The 18,235-nt window shown below is 55.0% G+C and carries 13 protein-coding genes; 6 read left to right on the top strand and 7 right to left on the bottom strand.

Translation table 11 applies throughout. The features are described 5' to 3' along the window. Positions 1-262 precede the first annotated feature (262 nt). Positions 263-931, top strand: a complete 669-nt coding sequence (locus Q4501_RS14100) for a DNA-3-methyladenine glycosylase I (protein WP_303596903.1) — start codon at positions 263-265, stop codon at positions 929-931. Positions 932-956: 25 nt separating this feature from the next. Here Q4501_RS14100 and cobS read toward each other — a convergent pair whose 3' ends face one another. Continuing rightward, a complete protein-coding gene (gene cobS, locus Q4501_RS14105) occupies positions 957-1,721 on the bottom strand; it encodes an adenosylcobinamide-GDP ribazoletransferase (RefSeq protein WP_303596904.1) in 765 nt (254 codons plus the stop codon). Positions 1,722-1,890: 169 nt separating this feature from the next. After that, positions 1,891-2,544 carry a peroxiredoxin gene (locus Q4501_RS14110; RefSeq protein ID WP_303596905.1) on the bottom strand — a complete coding sequence of 218 codons (654 nt, stop codon included), beginning with the start codon at positions 2,542-2,544 and terminating at the stop codon, positions 1,891-1,893. Between the two features lie 236 nt (positions 2,545-2,780). Between Q4501_RS14110 and Q4501_RS14115 the strand changes: the two genes are divergently transcribed. The 4 genes from Q4501_RS14115 to Q4501_RS14130 all read left to right on the top strand — a co-directional run bounded on the left by Q4501_RS14115 (position 2,781) and on the right by Q4501_RS14130 (position 7,735). Continuing rightward, positions 2,781-4,289: a diguanylate cyclase gene (locus Q4501_RS14115; RefSeq protein WP_303596906.1), complete on the top strand. Its 1,509-nt coding sequence runs from the start codon at positions 2,781-2,783 to the stop codon at positions 4,287-4,289. A gap of 84 nt (positions 4,290-4,373) precedes the next feature. Further along, the gene (locus tag Q4501_RS14120) at positions 4,374-5,240 is read left to right on the top strand and encodes an MBL fold metallo-hydrolase (RefSeq protein WP_303596907.1); all 867 of its coding nucleotides are present in this window, start codon (positions 4,374-4,376) and stop codon (positions 5,238-5,240) included. 7 nt (positions 5,241-5,247) lie between these two features. Then, positions 5,248-6,981 carry a SulP family inorganic anion transporter gene (locus tag Q4501_RS14125; RefSeq protein ID WP_303596908.1) on the top strand — a complete coding sequence of 578 codons (1,734 nt, stop codon included), beginning with the start codon at positions 5,248-5,250 and terminating at the stop codon, positions 6,979-6,981. A 94-nt stretch (positions 6,982-7,075) separates the two neighbouring features. Next, the gene (locus tag Q4501_RS14130; protein WP_303596909.1) at positions 7,076-7,735 is read left to right on the top strand and encodes an energy-coupling factor ABC transporter permease; all 660 of its coding nucleotides are present in this window, start codon (positions 7,076-7,078) and stop codon (positions 7,733-7,735) included. On the opposite strand, the gene Q4501_RS14135 is transcribed toward Q4501_RS14130, so the two are convergent. The 5 genes from Q4501_RS14135 to gdhA all read right to left on the bottom strand — a co-directional run bounded on the left by Q4501_RS14135 (position 7,704) and on the right by gdhA (position 15,921). Continuing rightward, complete coding sequence (locus Q4501_RS14135; protein ID WP_303596910.1) at positions 7,704-9,902, bottom strand: bifunctional diguanylate cyclase/phosphodiesterase; 2,199 nt, start codon at positions 9,900-9,902, stop codon at positions 7,704-7,706. The genes Q4501_RS14130 and Q4501_RS14135 overlap by 32 nt on opposite strands. A gap of 184 nt (positions 9,903-10,086) precedes the next feature. Then, positions 10,087-10,620, bottom strand: coding sequence for a response regulator transcription factor (locus tag Q4501_RS14140; protein WP_303596911.1), 534 nt, complete (start codon positions 10,618-10,620; stop codon positions 10,087-10,089). Next, positions 10,617-11,888, bottom strand: a complete 1,272-nt coding sequence (locus Q4501_RS14145) for a sensor histidine kinase KdpD (protein ID WP_303596912.1) — start codon at positions 11,886-11,888, stop codon at positions 10,617-10,619. Before Q4501_RS14145 ends, Q4501_RS14140 begins: the two co-directional genes overlap by 4 nt. Positions 11,889-11,971: 83 nt before the next feature. Continuing rightward, a complete protein-coding gene (locus Q4501_RS14150) occupies positions 11,972-14,554 on the bottom strand; it encodes a PEP/pyruvate-binding domain-containing protein (RefSeq protein WP_303596913.1) in 2,583 nt (860 codons plus the stop codon). Between the two features lie 17 nt (positions 14,555-14,571). Then, the gene (gene gdhA / locus Q4501_RS14155) at positions 14,572-15,921 is read right to left on the bottom strand and encodes an NADP-specific glutamate dehydrogenase (RefSeq protein ID WP_303596914.1); all 1,350 of its coding nucleotides are present in this window, start codon (positions 15,919-15,921) and stop codon (positions 14,572-14,574) included. 238 nt (positions 15,922-16,159) lie between these two features. On the opposite strand from gdhA, the gene Q4501_RS14160 reads away from it, so the two are divergent. Beyond that, positions 16,160-18,175, top strand: coding sequence for a TonB-dependent receptor (locus Q4501_RS14160; RefSeq protein ID WP_303596915.1), 2,016 nt, complete (start codon positions 16,160-16,162; stop codon positions 18,173-18,175). Positions 18,176-18,235 lie beyond the last annotated feature (60 nt).

Consider the following 18,235-nt stretch of genomic DNA (forward strand, 5'->3'; position numbering starts at 1 on the left):
TAGTTCTCCTTGATTTACAGCGATAAGGATCCATATGCCCTTTTAAAGATCCCTTTCCTGAAGGCGGGTCTTGAGGTTTGTGTCTGAACAGGAGAGAGCGCTATTTTCGGGCGGTCAATAGTAAGGATAGTTGAGGAATAACGAATTGAAATTGAGTTAGGTCACTATTGATGCGGATGCGCTCTTGTTGTTGGATCTGCGCGGGTTTGGATAGCTTAGTTAGTTGTCCGGAGACTAAAAACACTGAAGCTGATGAGATTCTATGGGTTTTACAGAAATTCATGAGCGAGCGATCGCTCGCAAGGGTGGTCTTGATGCGCTGAACGCTTTGCTGCCCAAGCCGAGACCAGATACAGAGCTGGAAGCACGAACCGATGACCGGTATCTCTCAGAGATCACCCGTTGCGTGTTCAAAGCCGGGTTTGTCTGGCGGGTGATTGATCACAAATGGGCCGGTTTCGAAGCGGCTTTTCACGGCTTTGTGCCCGCTTATTGGCAACAGGTGCCACCGGATGTTCTGGAAGCGCTGGCCAGCGATGAGCGTATTGTGCGCAATATGCAGAAAATTCGGACTGTGCCGGAAAATGCCCGCATGATAATGGATGCGGCGCGCGAACACGGCAGCTTCGGTGCTTTTCTCAAGCAATGGCCATCAGAAGACCAGGCCGGATTGTTGAGTTGGCTTAAGCGCAACGGGGCCCGCCTGGGCGGTAACAGTGCGCAGTATTTTCTACGCCGTGTTGGCTGGGATGGTTTTATTCTGTCTCACGATGTGATTGCCGGGCTTCGCCAGGCAGGTCGTCTGGACGCTTCACCCACGAGCAAAAAAGGTCTTCAGCAAGCGCAGGCAGCTTTCACTGACTGGCAACAGGAAACGGGCCTGCCGTACAGCCAGTTGTCGCGCATCCTGTCCTGCTCGGTGGAGAGCTAAAACCCTGCTTTAGGATTCAAAGCGCTTACATACCCATCAATAGCACCAGCTCACAAAACACGACGCTGGCTCCCAGTGCATCGCCGGTGTAACCGCCCAATTGTCGCTGCAGGTACCAGCCCCATAGCAGAGCGACGGAAACGACTGCGGTGAGTGCGGCCAGCCAGAGCCCCGGTAGCCAGAGGCTGAAAATAGCCGCGACCAACACAGTAAACACACAGCTGGCCAGCAAACGTTTGCGCGAGAAGCCTTCCGCCACGGGTTTGCTTTTGCTTTTATCCGGGTCGGTTACATAGGGCATGAATGACATCAGCAGCAGTGGGGTTATACGGCTGATGGCGGGCATTACCAACAGCGCCAACCAGATACTTTTGGCATCTAGCAGCAGTGCGGCTTTCAGGCCCAGCGCCATCACCAGAGCCACGGTGCCATAGGTGCCGATGCGGCTGTCTTTCATGATCTCCAGGCGTTTCTCAACGGTATAGCCACCACCAAGGGCATCCACACTGTCTGCCAGGCCGTCTTCATGGAAGGCGCCGGTAATGAACAGGTGGAAGCACAACACCAGCAGAACGCAAACCAGCGGGCTCCAGGCCAGGCTGAGCAGGGCAAACAATCCGGCATAAAGCGTGCCCAGGAATAAACCAACCAGGGGGAAGTACAGACTGCACTGGTTCATGAGTTTCTGGGAGTAGTTAATATGCACCGGCATGGGAATGCGGGTAAGAAAACCAACGGCCAGCCAGAAGGCCTGCCATTCGTTGGTCATCAGTCTGGGTTCAGTGGGCATAAGGGACTCTGTTCAGCTGAGGGTGTTTCCTCGGGCGATGAAGCGCCAGCTAACGGGAGAGTCGGGAAGGTATCATGGCTCAGGATATTTTTCCTGATTGAATAATCCTCCCCGGCCACGCATGGGCCAGGGAGGACTGTTTTGCTGCTATAAGTGCTTTATCTGGCGCTTAAAGCTGCTTTGTGCAGTAGTAGAAATCTACACAGTCGTACTCTTCAGAGCTAACGCGCTTGTCCGCTTCTGCTGCAGTGGCTGCGGGCGGAACGATAACGCGATCGCCTGGCTGCCAGCCTTCCGGAGTGGCTACGCCGTTTTCATCACTGGTTTGCAACGCATCCAGCAGACGCAGGAACTCGGGAATCGAGCGGCCGTTGCTCATCGGGTAGTACACCATTGCTCTGAGCACGCCGTTCGGGTCAATCATGAACGTTGCGCGTACTGCCGATGTATCTGCGGCACCCGGGTGAATCATGCCATAAGCGCGGGCAACATCCATTTTAAGGTCGGCAATAATCGGGAAGGGGATCTCGACGCCGAACTTTTCCTTGATGTTACGCATCCAGGCAATGTGCGAGTGGTGGCTGTCGATAGACAGGCCCAGCAGTTCGCAGTTGCGCTTGTTGAATTCCGGAGCCATTTTCGCAAAGGCCATGAATTCAGTCGTGCAGACCGGGGTAAAGTCGGCAGGGTGTGAGAACAGCACTAACCATTTGCCTTTATAGCTGTCGAGGTTTTTGACTCCGTCAGTTGTTGGGGCGTTGAAATCAGGTGCGCGCTCGTTCAGGCGAGGCAAGCCGAATACAGGGTTGTCAGATTGTTCCATGGTCGTACTCCTTTTCGGTGGTTGATGGAGTAACTATAAATCATTTATCAGATTATGGAATAAGCATATTCCAATGAGTGTGATAGGAGGTTTTAATCAACGCCGCTGTTCCGGTCAGAACCACTGCGCTTACGTAATTCATACAGGAAGGCACTGGTTTGATGTAGTTGAACATAGCACTGTGGGCTACACTTTTTTCAAACCCAGTCGATTCATGCCGGGAAGGCGAGTGGCTCATGACAAAACAGTCCGATCAGGGGCCGAGTTACACAGACGCATACAGTTGTTTCAAGAAGCTGTCTGCGGGCGTTCCCTGTGTTTTCTTTACCTATTGGCTGAGCGCGGACGGTAAGGCTCGAAGGTACCCGTTTGTCAGTGAACAGGTAAAAAGCATCCTTGGGCTTGACCCAGGTACCCTGCGAGAAAATGCTGATGCGATGTTCTCTATGATTCATCCTGAGGACATGGACGGTGTTGCCGCCAGTATTGAAAAGTCCGCCAAAACGCTCACGCCCTGGCGATGTCAGGCTCGACTGAAAGTTTTCGCCGGCCACTATGAGTGGTTTGAAACCCACGCAATCTCCGAGCGTCAAGCCGACGGGAGTACTGTCTGGTACGGGCAGTTTTACAATATTCAGCACTACAAGGAACTTGAGCACACCCTCAGAGAGCGGGAGGCCGAGTCGGCCTTTCAGGCAGATTTCCAGAAGTTGATAGCGACCTTATCCACGGAGTTTATCAACCTGAGCTTTGGAACGATCGATCAGTGCATTTCCGAGCTGCTGCAGACGATCGGTAGCTTCTTTGGCGTAGACCGGGCATATGTGTACGAGTTTTCGTCAGACTACAGTGTTATGAATAACACTCACGAATGGTGTTCCCCGGGCGTACCGTCTCTCATAGACTCTCAGCGAAATGTGCGAACTGACGACTTTGACTGGTGGCAAGCCAAGATCAATGAAATGGTGAGTGACAACCGGGTCGTGTTTGTTGGAGCGTTAGAACAATTACCCGATGGGCCTGAGCGCAGCTTACTGGAACAGCAGGGTGTCTGTTCGATGTTTTGTGTACCTGTCCGCGTTCGTGGACTTGTTACCGGCTTTTTTGGCGTTGACTCTCTTCGCAAGAGAACCTGGCGTGAAGATCAGGCGGACCTTCTGATCATTGTATCGGGCTTGCTCTCCGGGGCGCTTGAGCGTCATCGTCTGGAGAGTGAACTGCTCAATCAGTCTATTCGTGACCCCTTGACGACCTTGCATAATCGCCGTTATCTGATGCCCAGATTGAATGAAATGCTCAGCCGCGCCAGTCGCTACGGTGAACATTTTACGTTGGCAATGTTTGATCTCGACCGCTTCAAACACATCAACGATTCCGGCGGACACCTGGCGGGTGATTTCTGCTTGCGCCGGTTTGCCGATATTCTCATTGAACAGACCCGAGAGACTGATGTTGTCGCGCGATTTGGCGGGGAAGAGTTTGTTGTGGCATTCAGCAGTGTCAGCCAGGCGGATGTTCGAGACACGGTTAGCCGGATAATTCGCCGGGTGCGCGATCACGATTTTGTTTTTGAAGGGCGCACATTGCCACTGACAGTCAGCGCCGGTATTGCGGCTATAGGGGAGTTGGGTGCGATTCCGGCCTCACCTGACCCGCTCATAAGGTTGGCTGACGAGCGGGTTTACTGCGCAAAGCAGGCTGGGCGCGACTGCCTGGTTGATGCATCAGGGGTATCGCGAGCATAGGAAAAGAGCATTTCACTTAATATTCCGTTTTGGTATATCCTTAGAATTATATTCTGAGATGCCACCCCAACGGAGGTGAACACCGTGAGTAACCCCATCGTTCAGTATTTTTTTGATGAGCCCACCAACACATTCAGTTATGTCGTTCGTGATCCTGCCAGTCAGGCCTGTGCCATTCTCGACTCAGTGCTCGATTTTGACTACGCCGCAGGTACTACGGACGTGCGCTCAGCGGATGCAATTATCGAGTACGTCCAGTCAAACGGTCTGAACGTTGAATGGATCCTGGAGACCCATGTGCATGCGGATCACCTGTCCGCGGCGCCCTATCTCCACGAAAAACTCGGTGGTAAAACCGGTATTGGCGCGCACATCCAGGATGTTCAGGAGATTTTTGGTAAGGCGTTTAACGCAGGCACAGAATTTGCCCGTGATGGAAGCCAGTTTGACCGCCTGTTCAAAGACGGTGATACCTTTTCCATCGGGGGGCTTGAGTGCAGTGTAATGCACACGCCGGGCCATACGCCCGCATGTCTGACCTATGTGATTGGTGATGCAGCTTTTGTAGGCGACACCCTGTTCATGCCGGACTTCGGAACCGCACGCTGCGATTTCCCGGGCGGGGATGCCCGTGCGCTTTACCAATCCATTGGTAAGGTTCTTTCGCTGCCCCCGGAGACCCGTATTTTCCTGTGCCATGACTACAAGGCGCCAGGGCGTGATGAATACGCCCACCAGACAACGGTGGCGGAGCAGCGCGAGGCCAACATTCACGTACACAATGGCATCAGCGAGGACGAGTTCGTAAAAATGCGCACAGAGCGCGATGCTACGCTTGATATGCCAAGACTGATTCTGCCCTCGGTGCAGGTGAATATGCGGGCAGGAGAAATGCCGCCCGCAGAGGACAACGGTCAGGTTTACCTGAAAATACCGGTCAACCTGTTCTGAGCGCCTGATGAACTTTAAACGTTACCTGCCCATTCTCCAATGGGCGCCAAAATACGGCCGCAGCAAGGCTACCAGTGATCTGGTGGCTGCGGTCATTGTGACCGTGATGCTGATTCCTCAGTCGCTGGCCTACGCCCTGTTGGCAGGTTTACCTGCGCAGGTCGGGCTCTACGCCAGTATTCTTCCGCTGGTGGTTTACGCGATCTTTGGCACCAGCCGAACCCTGTCAGTCGGGCCGGTCGCAGTGGTGTCTCTCATGACTGCCGCCGCGCTGGCGCCCCTGGCCGAGGCGGGCAGTCCTGAATATGTTGCGGGTGCGATACTGCTGGCAATCATGTCCGGGTTAATGCTCACGATGATGGGTATTCTGCGTCTCGGGTTTCTCGCCAACTTTCTCAGCCACCCGGTGATATCGGGTTTCATTACGGCCTCCGGTATTGTGATTGCTGCCAGCCAGCTCAAACATATCTTCGGGGTCCAGGCCTCAGGTCAGAATCTTCTGGAAATTGGGCAGTCATTGATTTTGGCATTAGGCGACACCAACCTGCCAACGCTGGCAATTGGTGCCGGGGCATTGCTGTTTCTGATGTTCGCCCGCAAGCAGTTGAAGCCTCTCCTGGTTCGCTCCGGCGTGGGTGCACGTTCGGCAGATATCCTCACCAAAACGGCACCGATTCTTGCAGTATTATTGACCACACTGGTTGCCTGGCAGCTCCAGCTTGATACCCGGGGCGTTCGCCTGGTTGGTGTTGTGCCTTCCGGACTACCTGAACTGACGATGCCCCCAATGGACTGGGGCCTCTGGCAGCAATTGGCGGTCAGTGCGTTGCTGATAAGCGTGGTAGGTTTTGTGGAGTCTGTATCTGTAGGTCAGACGCTTGCGGCAAAACGGCGCCAACGGATTGATCCTGACCAGGAGTTGATCGGCTTGGGAACCGCCAATCTGAGCGCGGGTTTTTCAGGTGGTATGCCGGTAACGGGCGGCTTCTCTCGCTCAGTCGTCAACTTTGATGCTGGTGCGGAAACCCCAGCTGCCGGAGCATACGCAGCGGTCGGGATTGCTCTGGCGACTCTGTTTCTGACTCCAGCTATCGCTTTTTTGCCCCAGGCAACGCTTGCAGCCACGATTATTGTTGCCGTGGCGACGCTGGTAGACTTGCCCGCGCTAGGTCGCACATGGCGCTATTCCCGTACCGATTTCGGAGCCATGCTGGTAACCATTGTGCTGACCCTCGCACACAGCGTTGAAGCCGGCATCATCGCAGGTGTGGCGCTTTCCATAGGCTTGTTTTTGTATCGTACCAGTCGGCCACACTGCGCGGTTGTGGGCCGGGTTCCGGAAACAGAGCACTTCCGTAATGTGCTTCGCCATGACGTAGAGCTGTGTCCGAAAGTCACTTTTTTACGCGTGGATGAAAGCCTGTACTTCGCCAACGCACGCTTCCTCGAAGAGACGGTGATGGACCTGGTGATTTGTGAGCCGGAGCTGAAAGATCTTGTACTGGTTTGCACGGCAGTCAACCTGGTAGATGCCTCCGCACTGGAAAGTCTGGAAGCGATAAATGAACGCCTCAAGGATGCAGGTGTGCGTTTGCACCTCTCGGAGGTAAAAGGCCCGGTTATGGATCGCCTCAAAGGTACCGAGTTGCTCGCTCATCTGGGTGGTCAGGTGTTTCTGAGTACCTATGGGGCCTGGCAGACCTTGACCGGCCATCGCGAACCCATGAAAAAAACCGCCTGATTTTACCCTGTTTGTTGCTGATCATTGGCAGAAGGGTTGGTGTGGTCGCTATCATTGAGTTGATTGTCAGGTTTAATAGAGCGGTCACTTCAACATGGGTATGACGGATAATTTGCTATCAACAGGGCAATGGCTGCTCACTCTGGCCTTGTTTCTGATAATTCTGGTGCAGGCAGCCCGGTCTGTGCGTTGGCGCGCACTGCGTGCAGACAACCTGTTGCAGCATTCCTTTTTTGGTGCCGCGGTGGTGCTCGGTTTTATCTGGCAATTGCGGGCAGGCATCTACCCCGGGCTTGCGATTCACATCTTTGGTATTACCGCAGTCACACTGATGCTGGGTTGGGGTCTTGCGGTGTTTGCCGGGCTTCTGGCTCTGGTTATTACTGTGATAACGGGTCGTGAACCGGCGATGATGTTTGCTGCTAACGGCCTCGTGACGGTTATGATTCCAGCGCTGATTACCCAGGGCATCATGCTTTGGGAAAGGCACCGGGATTTTCGCAACTTTTTTGCTTACATCTTTTTCTGCGGCTTCTTCGGGGCTGGTATTTCTGTGGCTGCCGCGGGTCTGGTGATGTGCCTGATGCTCTGGGCCAGTGGCGCTTATGAGTTTTCAGAACTGGTGCACAGTTACCTGAGATATCTTCCGCTGTTCATGATTCCTGAAGGGTTTGTTAACGGCGTGATTGTTACCGGCATGATGGTGTTCCATCCGGACCGCCTTACAACGCTGGACCAGCGTCGTTATCGTTAGCTGTCCTGTACGCCTCTGATGCGTTTGCTACGCCTGCTACGCCTGCTTTGCCAGCGTGCGGCAATTCCTGGGTGTTTTTTCGAGCCTTTTCCTTACGCCATTCGTTTAACCATCCAGATATCTTGCTGGCCGGCATCGGGCGGGCAATGCCGTAGCCCTGAATATAGTCGCAGCCCAGCTGGTGCAGAGCGCGGATATGCTCCATGGTTTCAACACCCTCTGCGACAATGGGGTGGGCAAATCTCTGGCCGAGAAAAATCACGCTCTCGACAATAGCCCGGTCATTCCCATCATCGAGCATGTTGCTCACGAAACTCTTGTCAATTTTCACCTGATCGACGGGCAGGGTGCGCATGTAAGTGAGCGAGGCAAAACCTGTCCCGAAATCGTCCAATGCAATCTGGAAACCAAGTTCCTGGCATCGGGCAAGCACGTTGCCGGCGAGACGGATGTCATCGAGCGCTGTGGACTCCAGCACTTCCAGGGTGATCTGGCTGGGTTTAACGTCCGGGTGGCTGTGCAGGTAGCTCTCCAGGAAGCCTGTAAAGCTCCTGTCCATGAGTTGCTGGGCACTGATGTTAATGCTGACGGAAAGATCTTCGCCGGCTGTTTGCCAGAGGTTCATCTGATGAATGGCTTCTTTGAGAACCCATTGGCCCAGAGGCACTTCCAGGTGGCTATTTGCCAGTGTGGGCAGGAAGGCGTCCGGGTAGAGCAAGCCCCTGTGAGGGTGGTTCCAGCGAATAAGAGCCTCAAAGCCTACAACTTTGCACCCCGCAATGCGTACCTGGGGCTGAAAATAAAGTTCGAACTCCTGATTTTCGAGTGCCCTGGTGATTTCGGTAAGCTGTTCACGCCTTTGTTGCCTGTGCTCGTTCAATTCAGGGTCAAAAAAGTGCAGAAGGTTTCGCCCCTTTTCCTTGGCAGAATACATGGCTTGATCTGCATGGCGGATGAGGCCTTCAGCATCCGAATTGTCTGCGGGGTAGCGGGTGATCCCAAGGCTTGCGGTTAGGCTGATTGGGCCAGTGCCTGTTCCTGGGTCAAGGGGCTCGTTGATGATGGATAATATGCGGTCGTAGACTGCGTTATTGTTATCACCCTGAAGAATCAGGCCGAACTCATCGCCGCCAAGCCGGGCAACTGTATCGCCGCTGCGAAGAGCTTTCGCCAGGCGCCCTGCCAGAGTGCACAGCATCTGGTTACCGGCGGTCTCTCCAAAACTGTCGTTGATTACCTTGAAGCCGTCGAGGTCCAGGTAACAGACAGCCAGGTTTTGTTCGTGGAGGTCGGCTTGGGCTCGCGCTCTGCGCAGCCGGTCTTCCAGTTGCTGGCGGTTGGGCAAGCCTGTCAGTTCATCGTAGTTGGCGACCCGGTCCAACTCTTTAGCATGGTTTTTGAGGGCGGTAATGTCTGTAAAAGAGGCAACGTGGTAGTAGCTCCCCGGCTCATCAAGGTGTATGCGGCTGATTGACTGCAGCTCAATAAACTCTTCACCGTTTTTCCGGCGATTCCAGATTTCGCCGCGCCAGTGGTCTGTCTTCTCAATACTTTGCCACATGGCGCGGTAGTAAGCCTGTGAATGGCGCCCAGAGCTGAGAATGGATGGGTTGAGGCCCAATACATCGCTGCGACTGTAACCGGTAATGCGGGAGAAAGCCGGGTTTACATCGACTATGCAGTTGTTGTGGTCCGTAATAATGATGGCTTCGTGACTGCGGTCAAACACACTGGCGGCTATTCGCAAACCGCGTTCGCCCTGCTTGCGATCCGATATGTTATTCATGATGACGATGAAGCCTGGCTTCACACCCTGCTCAGCGCCGGTAGGCACACAATAGACATGAACCCAGAATGGCGCACCGGAGCGTGTGAAGAGCAGAATATCTTCCTCAAACTGCTCTGCCCGGTGAAACTTGCAATCGATTCGCCTTACTGTTTCCGGGTCTGTGGTCGGACCATAAAGAATGTCCCGAGGGCGGGCTCCGGCAACATCTTCCAGCTGGTGGCCGGTATGTTCCTCGAAGCTAGGGTTCACCCATTGGATGAATCCAGATGCGTCAAGGATAAGCGCCATATTGTGAGTGGCTATTGCAACCAGCGAAAGGCGTTCCAGGTCTATCTGTGGGGCAGGCTTTTTGTCTTCCGGGCTCTGTGTATCTGACATGAATGTTTCTATGCTCGGGCTACAAAAAGTGCGACTTTCTCCCTGTCCTGATAGATGGATTGTAGCAGTGGTATCTTCGCTGGGCGTCCGTGGTTATCCAGCGGTCTTTCTGAAAAGGCAGCGGGCGAGAATACGCGGGAAGCGGAGACCTTGTTTGATACATGTCAATTTTAAGAATGGTGCTCTAGCTGCGCCAACGGGAATGCTTTTGCAGCTTTCGTTGCAAGGTTCTCCTGTGCATATGTAAGGCTCTGGCTGTGGCCGATACATTGCCTTCATGCTCGTTAAGCACTCGCTGAATGTGTTCCCATTCCATTTCTTCCACAGACGGCGGCTCCTTGCGCAACTCTGGTGCCATTGCCAATGGCTCGAAACCACCGAGAAGCTGTTGCACGTTTACAGGCTTGCACAAATAGTTCGTGGCCCCGCGGCGCATGGCTTCAACCGCTGTGGCAATGCTGCCATAGCCCGTCAGTACCAGAACCTCCAGGTCAGGCTGTTTGGCAAGGAGTTCCGGCAACAACTGCAGGCCACTCTCGCCTGCAAGGTTCAGATCCAGAACACAGTTCTGGAAGGGCTGGGTGTCCAGGGCCTCAAGTGCTTCGGCATGGGAGTGGGAGCAGGTAGCGTCGATACCATGACGTTTGAGGGCGCGCTGGAGTATCTGCAGGAAAGCGGCGTCATCGTCAACCAGTAGCCAGCTGTTGTTTGTCGTCAAACTTTACCTCCCATCTCTGCGTTTTCCGCTCTGGCTTCAGGCAAATCAATGATCATTGTGGTGCCATGTTGGTCAACACGGGCCTTCAGAGTGCCGCCCAGGCGCTGGATTGTTGCATTGGAAAGAAAGAGACCCACACCCAGGCCATTCTCCGAGCCTACGATCTGTTCCCCCGGAGTGACCTGAAGTGCGTCTTCCAGGCCGTCGCCGTGATCTTCTACTACCATCTCGACTCTGTTGGTTTTGGTGTTGCGTACGCTGACGGCTACCCAGGTTGGGCTGGCGTTGAGAGCGTTAGCCAGCAGGTTGAGAATGGCCTGGTCCAGAGTGGCGTCTACCGAAACCCGGCAATCCGGAACAGCCGCTGGCCACTCGATGGGCGCAGCGGGCCACAGGAGTGTTGCCGATTCTTTCAGGCGTGTTACCCAATCCTGAATCTGCAGGCTTTCCAGTTGTGCGGTCTTGGCTTGTATTGCCGCACTGGTAAGTTGCTGCAGGTGTTTGCTGCACAGAACCAGTTGCTGTTCCATCATGCTCAGATCTTCCGCAAGATCCGGATCAGGGAATGCTGAGCGAATCTCATCGACCAGTAAGGTCATGGTATTCAGAGGCGTACCCAGGCGATGGGCGACGGCTGCAGAAGAAAGCCCCAGAGCAATAATCTGTTCGTCGCGCAGGCGCGTTTCCCGAATGGTTGATAGTTGCTCTTGCTGCTGGCGTAATCGCCGTGCCAGAGCACCCACAACCAGTAGCAGGATCGCAGCGGTCATGGCGAAGGTGACCCACATACCGACCAGGTGCAGCTGCGCCAGGTTGCCGTGGTTGCTGTGGTCATGGGTAAGCGGTGCCTGCCACATAACCAGGGCCGTATAGACAGCAACTCCAGAAAGTGTGATGGCTATACTCTGGCTAAGGGGTACAAGAATAATTGCTACGGCTATGGGGAGGAGCAACAAGGAAACCAGCGGATTGGTATAGCCGCCAGTCAGAAACAGCCAGCTGCCAATCAGCGCCAGATCAAGGGCGAGGCCGGCGCTTACGCTTGCGGGGGAACTGGGAGGTCGGCGGGTAAACCAGAGCCAGCCCAGCGTCGCGAGAATGCCGTACAACAGGCACAGCATGAGGGCTTCAGCACGGTGTGCGAGAGTAACAACCGTTTCTGCTACCGCAAGTGCAGTAAGTTGGAGGCCAACAACCGCCAGGCGCATACCCAGCAGGTAGCGTGCGGATTGTTGGAAACCTGTTTGAGAGTGAGTTCGCCATTCCATGGTGAGGATACTATCAGGGTGGTGTGTGCAGTGGTGTAGTAAGTAAGTGCTTTTACCGGTTTTTCTGAAATAGTTGTCGGATATCAATCCGGGAAATAGCAGGCCAGGTTCTGGCTGACAACGTCTGCGGTCAGTTGCAGCGGAGTTGCGAGCAGGTCAAAGGTCTGTACGGCTCGCTCCGGAGAAATGCCCCGGTTATCAGCAGTGTCTATGCCCGGCAGCCGTTCGGGCTGGTAAACGCAGTGTCGGCCACTGGGGAAAAGCGCCACATAAGCGATGCCCGTTTCGACCAGGTCCTGGAAAAAATGTGAGCCGTAAGAAAGATCGGGAACCATGTCACCGTCCATTTCAGCTACTTCAACCAGCACGGCAACCCGGGCTATATCAGCAAAACGGACCGGCACGCCCAATTCGGGGCTGCTGGTGCCCCAGCGTCCCGGGCCAATGAGCATTGTCCTTGCGTTGCCTGTGCGCACCTGTTGACCAACAAGGCGGGCAACGTCGTAACGCTGGCTGACAGTCAGGCGGCTGTAGACCCATGCGTCCACCCGGATAACGCGCTGGATGCAGAGGTTTATATTGCCGCCCATGAAGTGACCGCGGGTTCGGAACAGCAACTGTTGGTCGGAAAGTTCGGCGGGTATTGTCGCTGCTTTTGTTTCGCCTACGGTCGCCAGAGGCCGGCATTGCACAAGATTAAAGGCAGGCTCACCGGCACTGTCCAGGTGCAGGGTGAATTCCACGTCTACCGGGTGCTGGTAGCCGGCTTCCAGAGCTTTCAGCAGGTTGGAAAGGCGGGCAACAAACTGCCCTCTGCTCACCAGTGGCTGGAACGTGAGGCGCCATACCGGTGCAGGCAGCCCGAGCTCCTCCGCTCGCCTGCTTGCGGGCTGATCCACCTCACCAAGATGCTGCAATGGCAGATCGGAAACTTCCTTTGTGAGCTGGCTCAAAGGGCGGGTGGTCAGTTTGCCTTCTTTCAGGTCCAGTGCATCCAGAAGATGCTGTGAGAATCTGTAGCTCTCATCCTGATTGCGGAAGGGGCGACGCCCCGGATAGTCCAGCGCCATAACGCAGGCGTGGTCGTCTTCAATCCGGTCAACGGCACGGGTGCCCAGCCCCATCACCAGACGAACCATGCCGGCGGCAGGATCCATATCGGTATCCCAGGCAAAGGTGTTGCGAGACACACCAACACCTGCAGCATCTGGCAGGTAGTATCGACCGTGGAAGCGGCCGTTGACTCGCTGTATCAGCAGGGCCATAGGCTCTTCTCGCTGGTCCAGCCCGCGCTGTTGGCGGTAAACCAGCGCATCCTCGTTCATGGTAGAGGCGTAAACCTGCCTGATTGCATCCTCCAGCGCTGCAAGCCGAAGTTCCGGAGCGCCCTGATTGATCAGGAAAACACTGTCGTATTTGCCGGCAAACGCATTTCCGAATCCGTCTTCCTGAAGGCTGCTTGAGCGCACCATGATCGGGTATTGGCCGTAGTGGTCCAGCAGTCGCTCCAGTTCTGTGCGGATTTCCGGTGGGAAGCTGCCCGCCAGAATGTTCTGACGAAGCTCCTCTGCTTCACTGAGATAACCATCGGCAGAGCGCTGGCGCATAATCGCCGGCCACAGACCGTTGTGAACCAGGAAGGCGTAATAGGCGTCTGACCCCAGGTAGCTGGAGTCGTGTGGTTCGAGGTTGTCCTGCCAAATCTCGGGCTGATTCGTGAGCAGGATACTGCGTGCGATCAGCATGCCGGTGGCCTTGCCGCCGATATAACCACTGCCGATCATTCGTGCGCGTATCCCGAGCAGGCTTTCAAGACTGAGGTAACGTTTTGCCAGCTCCAGCATGCGCGGATCCCGGCTGATCAGAACATTCAGTACCCGGTCCAGAATGTCGGCTGACTGTACTTCATCACCGCTCTCAATCGCGCCTGCTACCTGAATGAAGAGCCTGTCCCAGTAGTCCAGGAGCGGCTGACGATTAAGTTGCGCCAGCTCCAGCCCCGCTTGAAGCCGGGTTGCATCACTGCTGTCTGTAACTGGAATAAAGCGCCCGTTGTGCTCCCGATGGGGCAAAAACATGGTAGGCGATTGCCGGCACCAGGCTTTGATGGGCTGAATCTGAACGTCTTCCCCTAACCGATGAACATCGACCATTACCTGCGTTGTTTGCCGGATGCGGTCCAAAGTGGTGCGGGAGTGGCGGTCGGGATAAAGCGCAAACCAGGCGACAGTCTCCAGGTCAAAAAGGAAGGGGCAGACTACGCGGAAAAAGTTGCCGACCATGGCGTCCGTCGCCCAGGCATTCAGAAGATCGCTCAAGCAGTCGCAGACGTAAAAGGCACCCCGTCCATGTTCCTCAATCAGGCGCCAGACCCTGCCAGTGAACGCTTCAAAGCCGCTCAGGGCATCGATATTTTCGATTCGGATGTTATTGGTTGTGTCAGACACCAGCGGAGGGTGCTGGCCGAAGCGGAGGTAGATAATACGGCGCCCTGCAGACGCCGCAGATTCAATAAACGGGGTTACAAAACGGCGGTAGTCGTCGAGGTCGCTGACTCGCCACACAACGTTATCGCCAATTCTCAGGCTATCGAGAACATCGTCAAGCCCCGGGAGGCCAGTGGAAACCCGGCTGTCATCCTGTGGGTTTCCGCCGCTCCCGTTCATGCCTTACTTCTCCGTGATCAGATAACGCCCATAGACTGCATGGCGCGAGCTACCTTAATAAAGCCGGTAATGTTTGCGCCCATTACATAATTGCCTTCAGAGCCAAACTCGGCCGAGGTTTCGTAGCAGCTCCTATGGATGTCTCTCATGATGTCTTCAAGGCGCTTTTGAGTATAGTCGAAACTCCATGAGTCACGGCTGGCGTTCTGCTGCATTTCCAGAGCGGAGGTTGCCACGCCCCCGGCGTTGGCTGCTTTGCCTGGGCCGTACATGAGCTTGGCATTCTGGAAGATCGCAATACCTTCCGGCGTTGTCGGCATGTTGGCACCTTCAGCCACGGCGATGCAGCCATTTTCCACCAGAGTTTTGGCGTCATTGGCGTTGAGCTCGTTCTGAGTGGCGCAGGGCAGTGCGATGTCGCAGGGAATGGACCAGATGCTACCACCTTTGACGTATTTTGCGTCTTTGTGGAACTCTGTGTAGGCGTTGAGGCGACGACGGTCGACTTCTTTGATCTGTTTGAGAGCTGCCAGATCTATGCCCTTCTCGTCTACGATCATGCCGCCTGAGTCAGAGCAGGCAATAACCTTGGCGCCCAGTTCGTGTGCTTTGGCAATGGCGTAGATTGCGACGTTGCCGGAGCCGGAAACGACCACCTTTTTGCCTTCCAGTGAGTCGCCACGAGCCTTCAGCATCTCTTGTGTGAAAAATACGGTGCCGTAGCCGGTTGCTTCGGTGCGCGCACGGCTGCCGCCCCAATCCAGGCCTTTGCCGGTTAGCACGCCTGACTCGTAGCGGTTGGTAATGCGTTTGTACTGGCCGAACAGGTAGCCGATTTCGCGACCGCCTACGCCAATATCGCCAGCGGGAACGTCTGTATATTCACCAATGTGGCGATACAGCTCGGTCATCAGGCTTTGGCAGAAGCGCATGATTTCGTCGTCGGATCGGCCTTTCGGGTCGAAATCGCTGCCGCCTTTACCACCACCGATAGGCAGGCCGGTCAGGGCGTTCTTGAAGATCTGCTCGAAGCCAAGGAATTTGATGATGCCCAGGTAAACAGAGGGGTGAAAACGCATGCCGCCTTTATAGGGCCCCAAAGCACTGTTGAATTCCACGCGGAAGGCACGGTTAATGTGGATTTCACCGCTATCATCCTGCCAGGGCACCCGGAAAATAATCTGGCGTTCAGGCTCACAGATACGTTGAATGATTTTCTTCTCTGCAAATTCCGGATACTTCACCAGAACAGGTCCCAGTGTTTCCAGAACTTCGTGTACGGCCTGGTGGAACTCGTTTTCACCCGGATTGCGGTGCAGAACGTCCTGGTAAATCAGTTCCAGTTTCTCATCAAGTCGGGCGGTCATAGAGTCTTCCTCATTTCGGTTCTTGCTTATTGCAGGAAAGTGGAAAGGGTGGTGGAAAAATGGGGCGATGATTTCATCATATTGGGGCACGCTTAGCAAGAAGTGCTCGTTTGTGGTGCGTCAGGCATGTACCCCAAGAGAGATGCGGCATTCTGTCTCAGGCGCGCAGGAGCTGGCGCGTTTATTATGCCCTCCTTACTTTTTATTCAGACAGGTCCGCCCAGGGGGAAGCAGTAGTATGAAGGAGCGAGCACTTACCAGGTTTGTACGGGTTGCTGTTTTTGGATTCGCGGGTATCCCGGCACTGGTAACGGCGCAACCTGTCGAGGAAAACCTGGTCATTCGGATAACGGAAGGCTGGTCAAGTGACAACGCTGAAGCGGTACTGGCCAGCGAGCCGGTGAGCCGGCTGGAGTCCGACCCTTCGGTATCTCTGTCCCGAATGGGCGGCCGTGGTCTGGAGCCGGTAGTGCGCGGTCAGAGCCAGGAGCGTGTGGATGTCCTGCTGGATGGTATTCGTGTGGAAGGTGCTTGCCCTAACCGGATGGACCCGCCAACCAGCCGACTGAGCAGTGCGTTGGCACCGGTTCTGGAAGTCCGGACAAACAACCGCACCTTGCGTTGGGGCCCCATTGCTGGCGGACAGATAATTGCAACGACTGCCAACCCGCAATTCAACGGTAATGCGACCACAGGTCAGGTAACCATCGGCGGATCCGATAACGGCAATGGCAAGCTGATTAACGCGGCGGCGGCCGTCGGTAGTGAGGAAGCGTGGCTACGGCTTTCCGGCGGATATGATGAAGCAGACGATTACGAAGACGGTGATGGCAACGAAGTGCGCAGCGCCTACAAAAACGCTGAGGGTCGTGTTGATGGTGCCTGGACGGCTGAAAATGGTTTCTACATCAAGGGTATGGTCAGCCGCCAGGAAGAGAGCGATGTGAAATATGCAGGCTCTGGCATGGATGCCCCGAAAACGGATACAGATATGTACCGCATGGAACTGGGCTCTCCAGTAGCCAGCGGTGAGTGGAATTTGCTGGCCTGGCAGGCGGATGTTGATCACACAATGGACAACTTCAGTTTGCGCCCTGTGGGTATGATGAAAATGCAGACGGACTCCACGACCGAGACCCGTGGAGTGCGATTTACCCTTGATCAAAGCCCCAACAGTTCAACTGACTGGGCAATAGGTGCAGACCTGGAGACCAATGACTGGGATGCGACGCTGTCTAACGTAACCAATCCCATGCCTATGACGGTCTCGTTTATGTGGCCTGGTGTGGAACGCGAACGTATCGGGATTTTTGCGGAGGGCTTCCGGCGTGTTGCCAGTGGTGTGAAGGTTGGGGGCGGCCTTCGTTATGACCGCGTGGAAATGGATGCTACCAAGGCAAACGATATCGCGAGCATGGGCATGACTCCGGCCATGCTTTATCAGAACGCATACGGTACAACCGATCTAGAACCCGAAGATAACAACGTTAGCGGGTTTGCATCCAGCGAGTGGCGGTTACCACAAAACCAGGCGTTGACACTGACTGTCAGCCGAAGCGTACGCAGCCCCAGTGTTACCGAGCGCTACCTTGCCCGGAACACCATGAGCGACTCCTGGATTGGTAACCCAGGCCTGGAAACTGAAAAGCACAACAAGGTAGAGCTGGCTCTGAGTGGAAGTAAAAACCAATGGAGTTGGAAGCCGGTGGTCTGGGTTGATCAGGTGGATGACTTTGTAAGGCGATATAAAGAAACCGCAGCGCAATGTGGCAAGGCTAATGGCTGCACCCTTTACGAGAATGTTGATGCCCGCCTGCTTGGCGCTGAGGTGATGGTCGGCTGGACGAACGGAACCTGGAGTAGTAGCAGCACACTGGCTTCCGTTCGCGGTGAGAATCGTGACGATAACTCGGCGCTGGCACAGATTCCTCCGGTTCAGTTTGTACAAACTCTGGGCTGGCAGAGCATGGGGCACAGCATTGAAGCTGAGTGGTTACTGGCCCGCCGCCAGGATCGCATCGACCCGGAGTCCGGGCTGGATGCAGGAACATCACCCGGATACGGCGTGTTTAATCTTTCTGGTAGCCACCCGTTGATGGAGCATCTCACTTTCAACTGGGCACTGGATAACCTGTTTGATAATACCTGGGCGCCTCATGTGAGCCGCGCAAACACAGACCCGTTCAATCCTGATGCGGTGCGTGTAAATGAACCGGGGCGCACGCTACGTGCGGCACTGACGGCCAAATGGTAAACCGTGCAATGGCGGTTGCCCGCTAATCATAGCCAGCGGGTAACACTTTACCCCGTGCAG

It is taken from the genome of Marinobacter sp. 2_MG-2023, assembly GCF_030546935.1.
Lineage (GTDB): Bacteria > Pseudomonadota > Gammaproteobacteria > Pseudomonadales > Oleiphilaceae > Marinobacter.